Raw genomic sequence first — 16,270 nt, 5'->3', positions numbered from 1 at the left:
AGAACACCCCGTGAAGACCAAGAGACCGACCGTCGCCGACCTTCAGGCCATGAAGGGCAAGCGCCAGCTCACCATGCTGCGCGTCGTGACGCTGGAGGAGGCGGAGGCCGCCGAGCAGGCGGGCATCGACCTCGTCTCCGTGCCGCCCGCCCTGCTGGGGCCTGCCTTCCGCGAGGCCGCGCCGACGGTCTTCGCCTTTCCGGGCCTCGAATATGGCGACTTCGTCACCGCCGACGATTACCTGCGCGGCGCCTTCCAGGCGATAAAGGCGGGCGGCGATGCCGTCTATTGCGCGGCCGGCCTTTCGACCGTGCGGCGCCTGCGCGAGGAGGGCATCCCGGTCTGCGGCCATGTCGGCCTCATCCCCTCCAAGGCGACGTGGACGGGCGGTTTCCGCGCCGTCGGCAAGACGGCGGAGAGCGCGCTGGAAATCTTCCGGCAGGTCAGGGCGCTGGAGGAGGCGGGGGCCTTCGCGGCCGAGATCGAGGTCGTGCCGGGCGAGGTCGCCGCCGCGATCAGCGCGAAGACGTCGCTCGTCATGCTCTCCATGGGCGCGGGCACCGGCTGCGACGCGCAATATCTCTTCGCCGAGGACGTGCTCGGCCAGAACCGTGGCCACTATCCGCGCCATGCCAAGGTCTACCGCAACTTCGCCGCCGAATACGACCGGCTGCAGCAGGAGCGCATCGCCGCCTTCCGCGAATATGCCGACGACGTGCGCTCCGGCGCCTATCCGGAAAAGGGCCATCTCGTCGGCATCGAGGCGGCCGAGCTTGCCGCCTTCCTCGAACGGCTCGGTGCGTGAAAGCCGGTTTCCTCGCGGCTGAAAACCGCCTATGTACACGGGCAAAGGCGTGAGGAGACGTTCATGAAATTCATCGATCCCGACCATCCGTTCTACCGTCCGCTCTGGCGGCGGCTGCTTCTGGTCGGGGTCTGCGCCGCATGGACCGGCGTGGAATTCTACAATGGCGAGCAGACCTGGGGCACGGTCTTCCTCATCGTGACCGCCTATGCCTTCGCCAACCTCATCCTCTTCTTCAAGCCCTCCGATCCGGCCGCCAAGCCGCCGGCCGAGGGCGGCGAAACGAAGAACGAAGGCTAGAGGCCGAGGCTCTTTTCCACATTGATCCGCCGGATCGTCTCGTCGATCAGCATGTTGGCGATCTTCATGCGAAGCGTCGCATTGGCGCGAAGCTCGGCCGGGGCGCGGTCGGGATGGTTTTCGCGCGCGAAGTTGCGGCGGCGCGCGGCGAGGTCGTCGATGCCCTCGCGGCCGGTAAGGGCGAGGTCTTCCGCGACCGCCTCCGGCGTGATGCGCAGGAGATGTTCCGGTACGGGGGCGGGTTCTTCCGGCGGGCTTTCCGGCTCCGGCTCCGGCGGGGCAGGTTCCTCGTAAAGGTCGAGATAGGCGGCGGCGGCCTGCGAGCCGGACATGAAGGCACCCGTCGCGCCGAGGCCGGCAAAACCGGAGGTGAGGCCGCGGACAGGGCCGGGGCCTTGCTCTTCCGCTGCCTCTTCCTCCGCCTCGCGCGCCTCGGCGCGCAGCCGCTCCAGCACGGATTCGAAAACGGTCATGCCGAACATGGTCTCTCCGATCGATCAGTCCGGCGAAAGCATCCGGCTGCGTTGCAGGATGAGATCATAGAGCAGTTTGGCGCTCGGCGGGAGCGCCCGGCCTTTGACGGAGATGAGGCTGTAGGGCTTGATGTCGATCTCGAAATCCGTGTCGAGGATCCTGATCTCGCCGGCCTGCGCGCCGACATCGGCGACGAAGTCGGCCATGTCGCGGGCCACCGGCGCGATGGCGTTGGAGCCGCAGACGATGGCGGTGGTAAGCAGGATGGACGAGGTGTTGACCACGGTGGAGGGAAGCGGCACGCCGGCGGCGAGGAACAGCTCCTCGATGCGCCGCCGCAGCAGCGTGCCGGAGGGCTGGAACACCCAGTCGTAATGCGGCAGGTCGGCAAGGCCGACGACCGGCTTGTCCGCAAGGGGGTGGCCCTTGCGGACGATAAGACAGGCTTTCTCGATGCCGATCTCCGTGACGTTGAAGAGCCGCGGGTTGAGGTCGTCCGGCACGCGGGCGATGATGAAATCCTGCTGGGCGGCCAGCAGCTCGCGGGCGAGCACGTTGCTGGTCTCTACGCGCACATTCACCTCGATGCCGGGATAGGCGGCGCTGACCTGCTGGATCGCCGGCACGGCAAGGCTGATGGCCGGCGCCGTCACGGAGCCGAGGAAGACCGAGCCGCCGGTGCCGGATTTGAGCGCCGAAAGCTCGCGGTCGACCTCGCGCAGTTCGAGCAGGATGGTGCGGGCGCGCCGCGCGAAGGCCCGGCCGAAGGCGGTGAGGGCGACGCCCCGCGAGACGCGCTCGCAGAGCTGCGCCTTGAGGATCATCTCCATTTCCGTCAGCATGCGGGAGGCGGCGGGCTGCGAGATGTTCAGCGCATCGGCCGCCGCGCTCACCTGCTTGTGCTCCTCGATGGCGACGATCATGCGCAGGTGGCTGAGCTTCAGGCCGCTGCGCAGCAGCGCCACGCCCTGCAGGTTGTCGAAGCTCTCGCCGGCAAAAAACTGATCCTCGCTCTCGCCGTGCAAACGCATGGTTTCTCCGATCGGTAAAAAGTAATATATTTCGCTCACTGCATATCAAATTTGATATCGATTTAGAAGCTCATTGCATTTGACAGTTATGGCAATTCGGTAGACCTTGCGCCAATGTGCGCTGGGGTCCTTGGGAGTGGGGATCGGCGGGCTCTTGCCCGGCCGTTTCCAGGCGTCGCCTGAATGCGACCCTGCCGCGCATGGAACAATGCCTGGCTGCAATTACGGCCAGTGCGCACAAGGGAGAGACCTTTCAATGAAAATGATCACTTCGCTTCTCGCCGCCGCTGCCATCAGCGTTGCGTCGTTCGTGGCGCCGTCCTTCGCCCAGGACAAGGGCATGGTCGGCATCTCCATGCCCACCAAGACCTCGACCCGCTGGATCTCGGACGGCGAGACGATGGAAAAGCTGTTCAAGGAAGCCGGCTACACGCCGGACCTGCAGTTCGCCGACGACGACATTCCGAACCAGCTCGCCCAGATCGAGAACATGGTCACCAAGGGCGCCAAGGTCCTCGTCATCGGCGCCATCGACGGCACGACGCTTTCCGACATCCTGCAGAAGGCTGCCGATGCCGGCGTCAAGGTCATCGCCTATGACCGCCTGATCCGCGATTCGGGCAATGTCGACTACTACGCCACCTTCGACAACTTCCAGGTCGGCGTCCTGCAGGCCACCAGCCTCGTCGACGGCCTGAAGGCGAAGTTCCCGGACACCAAGCCGTGGAACGTCGAGCTCTTCGGCGGTTCGCCGGACGACAACAACGCCTTCTTCTTCTATGACGGCGCGATGTCGGTCATCCAGCCGCTCGTCGACAAGGGCGACATCGTCATCAAGTCGGGCCAGACCGGCATGGAAACCGTCGGCACGCTGCGCTGGGACGGTGCGGTCGCACAGGCCCGCATGGAGAACCTGCTCTCCTCGACCTACACCGATGGCCGCGTCGATGGCGTTCTTTCGCCCTATGACGGTCTTTCCATCGGCATCATCTCGGCCCTGAAGGGCGTCGGCTACGGCTCGGGCGACCAGCCGATGGCCATCGTCACCGGCCAGGACGCCGAGCTGCCTTCCGTCAAGTCGATCCTCGCCGACGAGCAGTACTCGACGATCTTCAAGGACACGCGCGAACTCGCCAAGGTTACCGTCGGCATGGTCAACGCGATCCTGGAAGGCAAGGAGCCGGAAGTGAACGACACCAAGACCTATGACAACGGCGTCAAGGTCGTTCCGTCCTACTTGCTGAAGCCGGTCGCCGTCGACAAGTCCAATGCCGAGAAGATCCTCGTCACGGACTCGGCCTACTACACGGCCGACCAGCTCAAGAACTGATCGCTTCCCACATTCTCCGGGGTTCGCGCGTTTCGCGCGAACCCTCTTTTATCCGGATCGCAGAGCGAATAGGCTCGCTTTCGCCGCCGCGAGGTGGCGAACGGCCGCTGGAAACTGGTAAATGAGCAAGACCCTTCTGGAAATGCGTGGCATCACGAAGACGTTCCCGGGCGTGAAAGCGCTCGACAACGTCAACCTGAAGGTCCGCGAAGGCGAAATCCATGCCCTCGTGGGCGAGAATGGCGCCGGCAAGTCCACCCTCATGAAAGTGTTGAGCGGCGTCTATCCCGCCGGCTCCTACGAGGGCGAAATCCATTTCGACGGCGAGGTTCGCCGCTTCTCCACGATCTCCGACAGCGAGCATCTGGGCATCATCATCATCCACCAGGAGCTGGCGCTGGTGCCGCTCCTGTCGATCGCGGAAAACATCTTCCTCGGCAACGAGGTCGCGACCAACGGCATCATCGACTGGAAGCAGGCGTTCCGCCGCACGCAGGAACTGCTCGACAAGGTCGGCCTCAAGGAGCCGCCGGGCACGCTGATCACCGATATCGGCGTCGGCAAGCAGCAGCTCGTCGAGATCGCCAAGGCGCTGTCGAAGAAGGTGCGCCTGCTCATCCTCGACGAGCCGACGGCCTCGCTCAACGAGAAGGATTCCGACGCGCTCCTCAAGCTGCTCATGGAATTCCGCACGCAGGGCCTCACCTCGATCATCATCTCCCACAAGCTGAACGAGATCAAAAAGGTCGCCGACCAGATCACCATCCTGCGCGACGGCGGCACGGTGGAGACGCTGGACTGCCACAACGAGGATATTTCGGAAGACCGCATCATCAAGGGCATGGTCGGCCGCGAGATGGAAGACCGTTACCCGCCGCGCGAGCCGAAGATCGGCGAGACGCTGCTGGAGGTGAAGAACTGGAACGTTTTCCACCAGCACCATCGCGACCGGCAGTTCCTGCACGACGTGAGCTTCACGGTGCGCGCCGGCGAGGTGGTCGGCATTGCCGGCCTCATGGGGGCGGGGCGCACCGAGACGGCGATGAGCCTTTTCGGCAGGAGCTGGGGCCACAAGATCACCGGCGACGTCGCCATGCGCGGAAAGCCCGTGGATGTGAGCACGATCCCGAAGGCGATCGACGCCGGCCTTGCCTATGTCACGGAAGACCGCAAGCAGCTCGGCCTCGTGCTGATCGACAACATCATGCACAACACGACGCTCGCCAACCTCAAGGGCGTTTCCAAGGGGACGGTGATCGATACGCACCAGGAGGCCAAGGTCGCCTCCGGCTATCGCCAGAAGCTGCGCATCCGCTCGCATTCGATCTATCAGGAAGCAGTCAACCTTTCGGGCGGCAACCAGCAGAAGTTGGTGCTGTCGAAATGGCTCTTCACCGATCCTGACGTGCTGATCCTCGACGAGCCGACGCGCGGCATCGATGTCGGTGCGAAGTTCGAAATCTATACCATCATCAACCAGCTTGCCGCCGAGGGCAAGGGCATCCTGATGATCTCGTCGGAGATGCCGGAACTGCTCGGGACCTGCGATCGCATCTATGTCATGAACGAAGGACGCATCGTGGCCGAGCTTTCCAAGGCGGAAGCAAGCCAGGAATCCATCATGCGCGCCATCATGCGCTCCGGGGAGAAACACTAATGGCCACCGACACCGCGACCCAGAGAACCCAGCCTTCGGTGGGGGACTATCTCAGGAAGAACATCCGCGAATACGGCCTGCTCGTCGCGCTGGTCGTCATCATGATCTTCTTCCAGGTCATCACCAACGGCGTGCTCTTCCGCCCGGTCAATATCACCAACCTGGTGCTGCAGAACTCGTTCATCGTCATCATGGCGCTGGGCATGCTGCTGATCATCGTGGCGGGGCATATCGATCTTTCGGTCGGCTCCATCGTCGCCTTCATCGGCGCCATATCGGCGATCATGCTGGTGAAATGGGGGCTGCCGGCCATCGTCGTCGTGCCGCTTTGCATCCTCGTCGGCGCGGTCATGGGCGCAGCGCAGGGCTACTGGGTCGCCTATCAGAAGATCCCGTCCTTCATCGTGACGCTGGCCGGCATGCTCGTCTTCCGCGGCATGACCTATGTCGTGCTCGGCGGCCGCCCGGTCGGCCCGTTCCCGAAGGAGTTCCAGATCCTCTCCACGGGCTTCGTGCCGGACTTCCTGTCGATCACCGATCCGGCGACCAGCCTCGTCAAGAACTATGTCGCGCTCATCGCAGTGCTGGCGCTCGTCGCCTATGCGGTCTATGCGGGCCTGCGCGAGCGGCGCATGAACGTCCTGCACGAGACGGAGAACGAGCCCTTCGCCTTCTTCGCGATCCAGATGCTCGTCATCGGGGCCGTGGCGATCTTCCTCGGCTTCCAGCTCTCGACCTATCGCGGCCTGCCGAACGTGTTGGTCGTCATGGGCCTCCTGATCGCGCTCTATACGTTCGTGACGACGCGCACGACAATCGGCCGGCGCATCTATGCGATGGGCGGCAACGAGAAGGCGGCGAAGCTCTCGGGCATCAATACCGAGCGGCTGACCTTCTACACCTTCGTCAACATGGGCGCGCTGGCCGCGCTGGCCGGCATGATCATCGCGGCCCGCCTCAATTCGGCGACGCCGAAGGCCGGCGTCGGCTTCGAGCTCGACGTCATCGCGGCCTGCTTCATCGGCGGCGCCTCGGCCTCGGGCGGCGTCGGCAAGATCACCGGCGCGGTGATCGGCGCCTTCATCATGGGCGTGATGAACAACGGCATGTCGATCATGGGCATCGGCATTGACTACCAGCAGCTCATCAAGGGCCTGGTGCTGCTCGCCGCCGTGTTCTTCGACGTCTACAACAAGAACAAGGGCTGACCGGGAAACCGGCCAGCCGCCCCATCGCAAGCTTATTTGACCGGCCGCCGGCGCGGCCAGAGCGGGGACGTTCGTCCGCCGCGCGTGCGGAGCGCGGCGTGCTGCCGGCTTCAGGAAGGAAACGAAGATGCTGATATCGCAGGTTGGAAATGCCGATGGCTCGATCACCGTGGTCGTGCGCGAGGCGGGCGGCAGGGGCCGCGTGGTGAAGGGCGCGGCGAGCGTGCACGCGCTGGCCATGGAAGCTGCCAATGGCGGCAAGTCGCTGAAGGCCGTCATCGACGCCAAGGGCCTCGGTGAGGAGGTCGATCTCGAAGCGGCCTATGCCGAAGGCCGGCTGCTGCCGCCGATCACCCATCCCGACGCCGCGCATCTCCACTTGACCGGCACGGGCCTGACCCATCTCGGCTCCGCCGCCACGCGCGATTCCATGCACAAGAAGACGGCGGAAGCCGCCGAGGAGACGCTGACGGACTCGATGAAGATGTTCCGCATGGGCCTCGAGAACGGCAAGCCGAAAGCCGGCGAAAAGGGCGTGCAGCCCGAATGGTTCTATAAGGGCAACGGCACGCAGGCCATCGCCCCCGGCGCGGCGCTGACCTCGCCCTCCTTCGCGCTCGACGGCGGCGAGGAGCCGGAAATGGCCGGCATCTACGTCATCGCCGCGGATGGTTCGCCCTTCCGCATCGGCTTTGCCGTGTCGAACGAATTCTCCGACCATGTGACGGAGCGGATCAACTATCTCTACCTCGCCCATTCCAAGCTGCGGCAGGCAAGCTTCGGCCCGGAAATCCGTGTCGGCGCGGCGCCGGACGATATCCGCGGCTTCTCGCGCATCCTGCGCGGCGGCAAGGTGCTGTGGGAAAAACCGTTCGTCTCGGGTGAGGCGAACATGTCGCATACTTTCGCCAATCTCGAATACCATCATTTCAAGTACGGCCTGTTCCGTTCGCCGGGCGACGTGCACGTGCACATGTTCGGCACGGCGACGCTGTCCTTCGGCGACGGCATCCGCACGGAAGAGGGCGATGTGTTCGAGATCGGCGCGGAAGGCTTCGGCCTGCCGCTGCGCAATCCGCTGGCGGTCGCCGCGGAAGAAGAAATCGTCATTCGCCAATTGTAATTCCGGTCGCGGCCCGGTTTTATCGGGCCGCATCATGACAGACAGGAGGCTTGTCGAGCCCATGACCATCCATCAGAACCTGATTGCCGGCGAATGGGTCGGCTCCGAGGCCATCAAGAACGTCAATCCGTCCAACACCGACGATGTGGTGGGCGAATATGCCCGCGCTTCCGCCGAGGACACGAAGGTGGCGATCGCCGCCGCTAAGGCGGCTTTCCCGGCCTGGTCGCGCTCCGGCATCCTGGAGCGCCATGCGATCCTGAGGAAGACCGCCGACGAGATCATCGCCCGCAAGGACGAGCTCGGCCGGCTGCTCTCGCGCGAGGAGGGCAAGACGCTGGCCGAGGGCATCGGCGAGACGGTGCGCGCCGGCCAGATCTTCGATTTCTTCGCGGGCGAGTGCCTTCGCCTTGCCGGCGAGACGCTGCCGTCCGTCCGTCCGAATATCGGCGTCGAGATTACCCGCGAGCCGGTCGGCGTCGTCGGCATCATCACGCCGTGGAACTTCCCCATCGCCATTCCCGCCTGGAAGATCGCGCCGGCGCTCTGCTACGGCAACACGGTCGTCTTCAAGCCGGCCGAGCTGGTGCCGGGCTGCTCCTGGGCCATCGTCGATATCCTCGTGCGCGCCGGCCTGCCGAAGGGCGTGCTCAACCTCGTCATGGGCAAGGGTTCTGTCGTCGGCCAGACGATGCTCGACAGCCCCGACGTCCACGCCATCACCTTCACCGGCTCCACAGGCACGGGCAAGCGCGTCGCTGCCGCCTCCGTCGAGCATAACCGCAAGTACCAGCTCGAAATGGGCGGCAAGAACCCCTTCGTCGTGCTCGACGATGCGGACCTTTCCGTCGCGGTGGAAGCCGCCGTCAATTCGGCCTTCTTCTCCACCGGCCAGCGCTGCACGGCCTCCTCGCGCGTCATCGTGACGGAAGGCATCCATGACCGCTTCGTCGCGGCCGTCGGCGAGCGGTTGAAGAGCGTGGTGGTGGACGATGCGCTGAAGGCCGGCACCCATATCGGCCCGGTCGTCGACCGGAGTCAGCTGAAGCAGGACACCGACTATATCGAGATCGGCAGGCAGGAAGGCGCGAAGCTTGCCTTCGGCGGCGAGCTCCTCAAGCGCGACACGCCCGGCTTCTATCTTTCGCCCGCGCTCTTCACCGAGGCGACGAACGACATGCGCATCTCGCGCGAGGAGATCTTCGGCCCGGTCGCCGCGGTCATCCGCGTCAAGGACTACGAGGAAGCGCTGGCCATCGCCAACGATACCCCGTTCGGCCTTTCCTCGGGCATCGCGACGACGAGCCTCAAGCACGCCACCCACTTCAAGCGCAATGCCGAGGCCGGCATGGTCATGGTCAACCTGCCGACGGCGGGCGTCGACTTCCATGTGCCTTTCGGCGGCCGCAAGGGCTCGTCCTACGGCTCGCGCGAGCAGGGCAAGTACGCCAACGAGTTCTACACGACCGTGAAGACGGCCTATACGCTCGCCTGAGCCGGCGGACGATCGTCGTTTTTTTCCCGGGCGCGGTCTTCGGATCGCGCCCGGACTGTTTCGATACGATACCTTGCGAAACCCTTCATTTGCCTTGATAAAGGCCCGCTGCCGCGATGCGGGAACAATCGGCAAGCGCTCAACCTTCCGTTTCGAGATGCCGGCCCAATCCCGGGCCGGGCGCTGATTGGAGGTTCCCATGTTCACAGCATCATCACGTGCAATATCGTTCCCCAAGCTGTCGATCGCGCTTGCCGCGATGGTTCTTGCGGCGCCGCTCGACGGGCTCGCGCAGGACGGGAGGGGGAGAGGCCTTGGGGTCGGCGTCAGCGTCGGCGGCATAAGTGCCGGCCTCGGCGCCTCCCTCGGCGGCAGCAAGGGATTGGCGAGCGCGAATGTCGGCGCAAGCGTCGGCGGGTCGAAAGGTGTCAATGCCGGCGTCAATGCTTCGGTGGGTGGTTCCCGCGGCTTGGTCGATGCCACGACGACCGCATCCGTCGGCGGCCGCGGCGGCGTGAACGCCCGCACGACGGCGACGGTTGGCGGAACGAAAGGCCTGGTCGACGCGAATGTCCGCGCCGGGGTCGGCACGCTCGGGGCGAAGGTCGATGCGAACGTCCTCGGCGGCAGCCTGCTCGATGCGAATATCGGCATCGGCACGGGCGGCAGCCTGACCCCGGGCGACCGAAGCGTCATGCGCGAATTCGCGCGAATGCCCGAGAGCGAACGCATGCAGCTCGTCAAGCGTTGCCGCGGCGTCACCAGCGGCGGCTACGACGCGGCGCTGGTCAAGCTCTGCCGCCTGCTCCAGACGGCGTCCCGCTAGAGTTTGTCAGGGAAAAGTGGAACCCGGTTTTCCCGACAAGACAAACTCCAGGCCAAAAGGAGGCGGTGGCCATGCGGCCGCCGCCTCAGCTCTGGCTTTGCGACTGGCTCTGGCTTGCCACCGGCGCCACGGTGATGGAAACGTCCATCGTTTCCGCCGCCTTGCCGAGGACCATGCCGGAAACCGGGGCGGCGTCCTTGTAGTCGAGGCCCGTCGAAAGGCGGACATAGCGCGCGTCCGGGCAGACCTTGTTCGCCGCGTCGAAGCCCACCCAGCCGAGGCCCGGCAGATGCACCTCCGCCCAGGCGTGGCTTGCCGTCTGGTCGGGCTCGTCCATCAGGAGGTAGCCGGAGACGTAGCGTGCCGGAAGCCCGAGATGGCGGGCCGCCGAGAGGAAGATGTGGGCGTGGTCCTGGCAGACGCCCTGCTTCTTTTCCAGCGCCTGCTCGGCCGTGGTGTCCGGCGCGGTCTCGCCCGGCCTGTAGGCGACGGCCTCGTGCAGCATCGCCATCAGGTCGTGCATGCGCGCCAGTTCGTTCTCGCCGCTCGAGGCCCTGGCCATATCGCGGATCAGCTTGCCGGGCCGGGTGAGCGGCGTTTCGCGCAGATAGAGCCAGAGCGGCACGAAGCCCTGATGCGGGCCGAAGACGCCCGCGCGGTCCTCGGTCTCCACCTCGCCCTCGGCGACGATGCGGATCATCACCTGTTCGGCATTGGTGCTGACGAGATCGACATGGTTGCCGAAATGGTCGGTATAGCCCGCCTCGACATGGGCGCCGTCGACGGTGGTCTTCCATTCGCGCACGATCTGGCCCGGCTGGCTCTTCGGCGTCAGCCGCAGGCGCTGCAGGGAATATTGTACCGGATCGTCGTAGCGGTATTCGGTCGTATGGCTGATCTTCAGTCGCATCCGCGTCCCCAGCCCTAGCGATAGAAACGATAGGCCTCGGAGATTTCCTCTCCGAGGCGGTTGTTGTGCACGATGAATTCCTCGATGAATTCGTGCAGGCCCTGTTCCATGATGTCGTCCATGCTGCGGCTTCTCAGCAGCATGAGCGTCGAGGATGCCGTCTCGTGCGCTGCATGGTTCTCGCCGTAGAGCTTGGCCAGATAGCCGAGATTGCTGACGATCTTGTCATAGTTATAGGCGAGCGAGCGCGGCATGCGGTCGTTGAGGATCAGGTAGTCGGCGATATTGGCGGGCGAATAGTCTCCGTCATAGACCCAGCTATAGGAGCGATGCGCCGAGACGGAGCGCAGGATCGATTCCCACTGCTTGTTGTCGAGCGAGGAGCCGACCTTGGCGATGGCCGGCAACAGCACGTAGTATTTGACGTCGAGAATGCGCGCCGTGTTGTCGGCGCGTTCGATGAAGGCGCCGATGCGCGAGAAGTTGTAGATGTCGTCGCGCAGCATCGTGCCGTGGAAGGCGCCGCGGATGAGGCCGGTGCTGCGCTTGATCGTGTCGATGATCGACGGCATGTCGGCCGGCTTGGCGCGCTTGGCGAGAACCTGCTTCAGCTCGATCCAGCACTCGTTGGTCGCTTCCCAGGTCTCACGGGTCAGCGCCGTGCGCACCATGCGGGCATTGTTGCGCGCCGCCTCGATGCAGGACATCACGCTCGACGGGTTCGTCCGGTCGCGCAGCAGGTAGTCGATGGCGTCGGCGCTCGTCAGCTTGTCGTGCGCGGCGTCGAAATCCTCGCGCACCCCGGCGCTTTGCAGGACGCCGTCCCAGTCCTCGTCGGAGGAGCCGGAGCGCGTCAGCGCCATGCGCAGGCCCGCGTCTATGAGGCGGGCGATGTTCTCGCCCCGCTCGATGTAGCGGAACATCCAGTAGAGGCCGTTTGCAGTTCTTCCCAGCATCGGCTCAGTCCTCCAGAACCCAGGTGTCCTTCGTGCCGCCGCCCTGGCTGGAATTGACCACCAGCGAGCCTTCCTTCAGCGCCACGCGGGTCAGCCCGCCGGGAATGATCTGCACCTTGTCGGAAACCAGCACATAGGGCCGAAGGTCGACATGCCGGGGCGCGATGCCCTTGTTGACGAGAATCGGCACGGTGGAGAGGGAGAGCGTCGGCTGGGCGATGTAGTTCGCCGGCCGGGCCTTCAGTTTCTCGGCGAAGGCCGCGCATTCCTTCTTCGTGGCGGTCGGGCCGACGAGCATGCCGTAGCCGCCCGAGCCGTGCACTTCCTTGACGACGAGTTCGCTCAGGTGCTCCAGCACGTATTTCAGGCTGTCCTCCTCCGAGCAGCGCCATGTCGGCACGTTCTCCAGGATCGCCTTGCGGCCGGTATAGAACTCGACGATCTCGGGCATGTAGGAATAGATCGCCTTGTCGTCGGAAATGCCGGTGCCCGGGGCGTTGGCAATGGTGATGTTGCCGGCCTTGTAGACGTCCATGATGCCGGGGATGCCGAGCGCGGAATCCGGCCGGAAAGTCATGGGATCGAGGAAGTCGTCGTCGACGCGGCGGTAGAGGACGTCGATGGCCTCGTAGCCGCGGGTGGTGCGCATCTTCACCTTGCCGTCGACGACGCGCAGGTCCGAGCCTTCCACCAGCTCCACGCCCATCATGTCGGCGAGGAAGGCGTGCTCGTAATAGGCGGAGTTGAAGATGCCGGGCGTCAGCACCGCGACACGCGGCTTGCCGGAACAGCCGGGCGGGGCGAGGGAAGCAAGGCTCTGGCGCAGCAGTTTCGGATAGTCCTCGACCGGGCGCACCTTGTTGAGGTGGAACAGCTCCGGGAACATCTGCATCATGGTTTCCCGGTTCTCCAGCATGTAGCTGACGCCGGACGGGGTGCGGGCATTGTCCTCCAGCACGTAGAACTGGTCTTCGCCGGTGCGCACGATGTCGGTGCCGACGATGTGGGTATAGACGCCGCCCGGCGGCTTGAAGCCGATCATCTGCGGCAGGAACGCCTCGTTGCGCTCGATCAGCTCGCGCGGGATGCGGCCCGCCTTGATGATCTCCTGCTTGTGGTAGATGTCATCGAGGAAGGCGTTGAGGGCGATGACCCGCTGCTCGATGCCCTGGGCGAGCTTGCGCCATTCCCGGCCGGAGATGATGCGCGGTATGATGTCGAAGGGGATGAGCTTTTCGGAACTGTCGGCGTGCCCGTAGACCGCGAAGGTGATGCCGGTTTTGCGGAAGAGGTTCTCGGCGTCCCTCGATTTGGCGATCAGGCGGGCCCGATCCTGTGCTTCGTACCATTCATGGTAGTTCTGGTATGGCTGGCGCGCACCGGAGTCCGCGTTCATCATTTCATCAAATGCCAAAGGCGTGTTCCCCATTTTCTGTCATTTGAGTACAACATTCCCGGCAATGCAAGAACCATGCTCAATTAGCGATCAAGAATTCTCATACCGCTTTGAGGCGTATAAAACCGGCCATCGCGACGGTTTCTACCGGTAAGCCGTCCGGCGAAGCGCATCCGGGGGATCCATGCCTGCCGAAAACATGGGCAGGTGCCGAAAGACTGTTCGTTCCGCTTTTCTCTGAACCTAAGCATCAAGGAAATTCCTTTGACCATCACCGGCGCGATGCCTATCGCTCGCGCACCGATTGTCCCCTTCGCGGAAAGCCCATGTCCCTCGACCGCCTGGCTCCGGCCATCTTCGTCCTGCTCTGGTCCACCGGCTGGGTCGTCGCCAAGTTCGGCGCCATCGTCTCCGAGCCGCTGACCTTCCTCAGCATCCGCTATGTGACGGCAGCCATCCTGTTCACCGTGCTCTGTCTCGCTTCGCGGGCCGCATGGCCGCGCGACATGCGCACCGTCCTGCACGCCATCGTCTCGGGCGCCTTCCTGCACGGCATCTATCTCGGCACGGTCTGGTGGGCGATCGGCCAGGGCGTGCCGGCGGCGCTCTCCTCGATCATCGCCGCCCTCCAGCCGCTGATGACGGCGCTGGCGGCGCCCTTCTTCATCGGGGAAAGGCTGGGCACGATGCAGAAGCTCGGAATCTGTCTCGGTTTTCTCGGGGTGCTGATCGCCGTCCTGCCGAAGTTCTTCGGCCAAAGCGCGGCGGAGATCCCGGCCTTCGCCATCGTCGTCAACATGCTGGGCATGGCGGCCGTCACCTATGGCACGATCTACCAGAAGCAGCACCTGCATACCGGTGACATCCGCACCATCGCGACGCTGCAATATGTCGGCGCGCTGGTCGTCACCGTCCCCTTCGCGCTCGCCCTGGAAAACCTGCATGTCGATTTCGGCTTCGCCTTCGTCGCGCTGCTCGCCTGGTCGGTGCTCGGCATTTCCGTGGGCGCGATCCTGCTGCTGCTCTATCTCCTGCGCCGCGGCCAGGTCTCCCGTGCCGCCTCGCTCATCTATCTCGTCCCCCCCATCGCCGCCCTGCAGGCCGCCGCCGTCTTCGGCGAGGAGCTGACGGTTCCGATGATCCTCGGGACAGCCATCGTGGTGGTGGGGGTCTACCTCACGAACCGCAAGGACGTCGCGCCGGCGGAGTGAGGGGGCGGTTCCCGCAACCTTCCTACAAACAAAAACGGCGGGCCGAAGCCCGCCGTTTCCGCATTCAATACCGTGACCGGCTCACGCCTGTTCGCGGCGCTGGCCTTCCGGGCGGCGCGGCTTGCCGCTGCGCTGCGGGCGACCGGGCTGGCCGTTGCCGCCGTGGTTGCGGTTCTGGCGGTCGCCCTGCTTCTGGGCCGGGCGGCCGTGCTGCGGGCGCTTGGCGCCGGCGGGGGCACCGGCTTCCGCCTGCGCGCCGTCACCGAAGGGCTGGCGTGCCGGGCGGTTCGCGGCGCGGCCGTTGCCGTTGCCCGAGCGCTGGCCGCCGCCGCGGCTGTTGCGGCCCTTGCGGGACTTGCCGCCGGGGCCTGCCGTGCTGACTTCGGCCGGGGCCTCGCCGCTGGCGACGGCGATCTTGATGCCCATCAGCCGCTCGATATCGCGCAGGAGATGCGCCTCGTCCGGAGCGCAGAAGGCGATGGCGATGCCGTCGCGGCCGTTGCGGGCCGTGCGGCCGATGCGGTGGACGTAGGCGTCCGGCACTTCCGGCAGGTCGTAGTTGTAGACGTGGGTGACGCCCGGAATGTCGATGCCGCGGGCGGCGACGTCGGTGGCGACCAGCACGCGGATCTCGCCGTCACGGAAGGCCTTGAGGGCGCGCTCGCGCTGGCCCTGGCTCTTGTTGCCGTGGATCGAAGCAGCCTTGAAGCCGACATGGTCGAGATGCTTCATCAGCTTTTCCGCGCCGTGCTTGGTGCGCGAGAAGACGAGCGACAGGCCGTCCGGATTGTCGGTGAGCGTCTGCTTGAGGATCTGCGTCTTCTGGTCCTTGCCGGGCACGAAGTGCACGTACTGCTCCACCTTGTCGGCGGCCTTGCCGGGCGGGGTGACCTCGACCTTCTTCGGGTTCGACAGATATTCGCCGGCAAGCTCGGCGATCAGCTTGGGCATGGTGGCCGAGAAGAGCAGCGTCTGGCGGTTCTTCGGCACCATTTTCGAAATCTTGCGCAGATCGTGGATGAAGCCGAGGTCGAGCATCTGGTCGGCCTCGTCGAGCACGAGGTAGCGGGCCTGCGTCAGCGTCACGGACTTGCGGGCGACGAGGTCGAGCAGGCGGCCCGGCGTGGCGACGAGGATGTCGGTGCCGCGGTTCAGCATTTCCGACTGCTTGTTGATGGAAGCGCCGCCGACGACGGTGACGACGCGCAGCGGCGTCTTCTTCACGAAGTCGCGCAGGTTGTCGGCGATCTGGTTCACCAGTTCGCGGGTCGGAGCAAGGATGAGGGCGCGGATGTTGCGCGGGTCGGGACGGCGGGCGTCAGCGAGAAGCTTCTCGATCATCGGCAGGCCGAAGGCGGCCGTCTTGCCGGTGCCGGTCTGGGCGAGACCGATGAGGTCCGAGCCTTCGAGGACCAGCGGAATGGCCTTTTCCTGGATCGGTGTCGCCTTTTCGAAGCCGAGCGCGGAGAGGGTGGCGACGATGGTCTTCGAGAGACCGAGGTCGTGGAAAGTTGTCAAAGCAATACCTTTCGGGGCGCCAGGCGACTT

Annotated in this window: 15 protein-coding genes; 9 read left to right on the top strand and 6 right to left on the bottom strand. The window is 64.9% G+C overall.

What is annotated here, in order from left to right; genetic code table 11:
• Positions 1 to 10 precede the first annotated feature (10 nt).
• Both ShzoTeo12_RS10945 and ShzoTeo12_RS10940 read left to right on the top strand, forming a co-directional pair.
• Positions 11 to 805, top strand: coding sequence for a 3-methyl-2-oxobutanoate hydroxymethyltransferase (locus ShzoTeo12_RS10945; protein WP_318909710.1), 795 nt, complete (start codon positions 11 to 13; stop codon positions 803 to 805).
• Positions 806 to 868: 63 nt separating this feature from the next.
• The gene (locus ShzoTeo12_RS10940) at positions 869 to 1,105 is read left to right on the top strand and encodes a hypothetical protein (protein ID WP_318909709.1); all 237 of its coding nucleotides are present in this window, start codon (positions 869 to 871) and stop codon (positions 1,103 to 1,105) included.
• On the opposite strand, the gene ShzoTeo12_RS10935 is transcribed toward ShzoTeo12_RS10940, so the two are convergent.
• Together ShzoTeo12_RS10935 and ShzoTeo12_RS10930 are read right to left on the bottom strand one after the other, a co-directional pair.
• On the bottom strand, positions 1,102 to 1,578 hold the full coding sequence (locus ShzoTeo12_RS10935) for a hypothetical protein (protein ID WP_318909708.1): 477 nt from the start codon (positions 1,576 to 1,578) through the stop codon (positions 1,102 to 1,104). The genes ShzoTeo12_RS10940 and ShzoTeo12_RS10935 overlap by 4 nt on opposite strands.
• A gap of 24 nt (positions 1,579 to 1,602) precedes the next feature.
• Positions 1,603 to 2,610 (bottom strand): LysR family transcriptional regulator, encoded by a 1,008-nt coding sequence (locus tag ShzoTeo12_RS10930; protein WP_318909707.1) that lies wholly within the window; start codon positions 2,608 to 2,610, stop codon positions 1,603 to 1,605.
• 256 nt (positions 2,611 to 2,866) lie between these two features.
• Between ShzoTeo12_RS10930 and chvE the strand changes: the two genes are divergently transcribed.
• The 6 genes from chvE (at position 2,867) to ShzoTeo12_RS10900 (ending at position 10,249) form a co-directional block, all read left to right on the top strand.
• Entirely contained in the window at positions 2,867 to 3,940 is a 1,074-nt protein-coding gene (chvE, locus tag ShzoTeo12_RS10925; protein ID WP_119256915.1) for a multiple monosaccharide ABC transporter substrate-binding protein, read from the top strand.
• Between the two features lie 121 nt (positions 3,941 to 4,061).
• Positions 4,062 to 5,597, top strand: coding sequence for a multiple monosaccharide ABC transporter ATP-binding protein (gene mmsA / locus ShzoTeo12_RS10920; protein ID WP_318909706.1), 1,536 nt, complete (start codon positions 4,062 to 4,064; stop codon positions 5,595 to 5,597).
• Positions 5,597 to 6,805, top strand: coding sequence for a multiple monosaccharide ABC transporter permease (mmsB, locus tag ShzoTeo12_RS10915; RefSeq protein ID WP_119256917.1), 1,209 nt, complete (start codon positions 5,597 to 5,599; stop codon positions 6,803 to 6,805). Before mmsA ends, mmsB begins: the two co-directional genes overlap by 1 nt.
• A gap of 127 nt (positions 6,806 to 6,932) precedes the next feature.
• Complete coding sequence (gene araD1 / locus ShzoTeo12_RS10910; protein WP_318909705.1) at positions 6,933 to 7,928, top strand: AraD1 family protein; 996 nt, start codon at positions 6,933 to 6,935, stop codon at positions 7,926 to 7,928.
• A gap of 61 nt (positions 7,929 to 7,989) precedes the next feature.
• Entirely contained in the window at positions 7,990 to 9,423 is a 1,434-nt protein-coding gene (locus ShzoTeo12_RS10905; RefSeq protein WP_318909704.1) for an aldehyde dehydrogenase family protein, read from the top strand.
• 199 nt (positions 9,424 to 9,622) lie between these two features.
• On the top strand, positions 9,623 to 10,249 hold the full coding sequence (locus tag ShzoTeo12_RS10900; protein ID WP_318909703.1) for a hypothetical protein: 627 nt from the start codon (positions 9,623 to 9,625) through the stop codon (positions 10,247 to 10,249).
• A gap of 85 nt (positions 10,250 to 10,334) precedes the next feature.
• Here ShzoTeo12_RS10900 and ShzoTeo12_RS10895 read toward each other — a convergent pair whose 3' ends face one another.
• The 3 genes from ShzoTeo12_RS10895 to ShzoTeo12_RS10885 are packed head-to-tail and all read right to left on the bottom strand — an operon-like array spanning position 10,335 to position 13,514.
• Positions 10,335 to 11,159 (bottom strand): transglutaminase family protein, encoded by an 825-nt coding sequence (locus tag ShzoTeo12_RS10895; RefSeq protein WP_318909702.1) that lies wholly within the window; start codon positions 11,157 to 11,159, stop codon positions 10,335 to 10,337.
• A 14-nt stretch (positions 11,160 to 11,173) separates the two neighbouring features.
• A complete protein-coding gene (locus ShzoTeo12_RS10890; RefSeq protein ID WP_119256922.1) occupies positions 11,174 to 12,115 on the bottom strand; it encodes an alpha-E domain-containing protein in 942 nt (313 codons plus the stop codon).
• Positions 12,116 to 12,119: 4 nt separating this feature from the next.
• Complete coding sequence (locus ShzoTeo12_RS10885) at positions 12,120 to 13,514, bottom strand: circularly permuted type 2 ATP-grasp protein (protein ID WP_205536208.1); 1,395 nt, start codon at positions 13,512 to 13,514, stop codon at positions 12,120 to 12,122.
• Between the two features lie 323 nt (positions 13,515 to 13,837).
• Between ShzoTeo12_RS10885 and ShzoTeo12_RS10880 the strand changes: the two genes are divergently transcribed.
• The gene (locus ShzoTeo12_RS10880) at positions 13,838 to 14,722 is read left to right on the top strand and encodes a DMT family transporter (RefSeq protein WP_318909701.1); all 885 of its coding nucleotides are present in this window, start codon (positions 13,838 to 13,840) and stop codon (positions 14,720 to 14,722) included.
• A gap of 81 nt (positions 14,723 to 14,803) precedes the next feature.
• Here ShzoTeo12_RS10880 and ShzoTeo12_RS10875 read toward each other — a convergent pair whose 3' ends face one another.
• The gene (locus tag ShzoTeo12_RS10875) at positions 14,804 to 16,240 is read right to left on the bottom strand and encodes a DEAD/DEAH box helicase (RefSeq protein ID WP_119256925.1); all 1,437 of its coding nucleotides are present in this window, start codon (positions 16,238 to 16,240) and stop codon (positions 14,804 to 14,806) included.
• Positions 16,241 to 16,270 lie beyond the last annotated feature (30 nt).

This window comes from Shinella zoogloeoides (assembly GCF_033705735.1).
Taxonomy (GTDB): Bacteria; Pseudomonadota; Alphaproteobacteria; order Rhizobiales; family Rhizobiaceae; genus Shinella; species Shinella zoogloeoides_A.
This window is presented reverse-complemented; position numbering and strand designations above follow the sequence as displayed.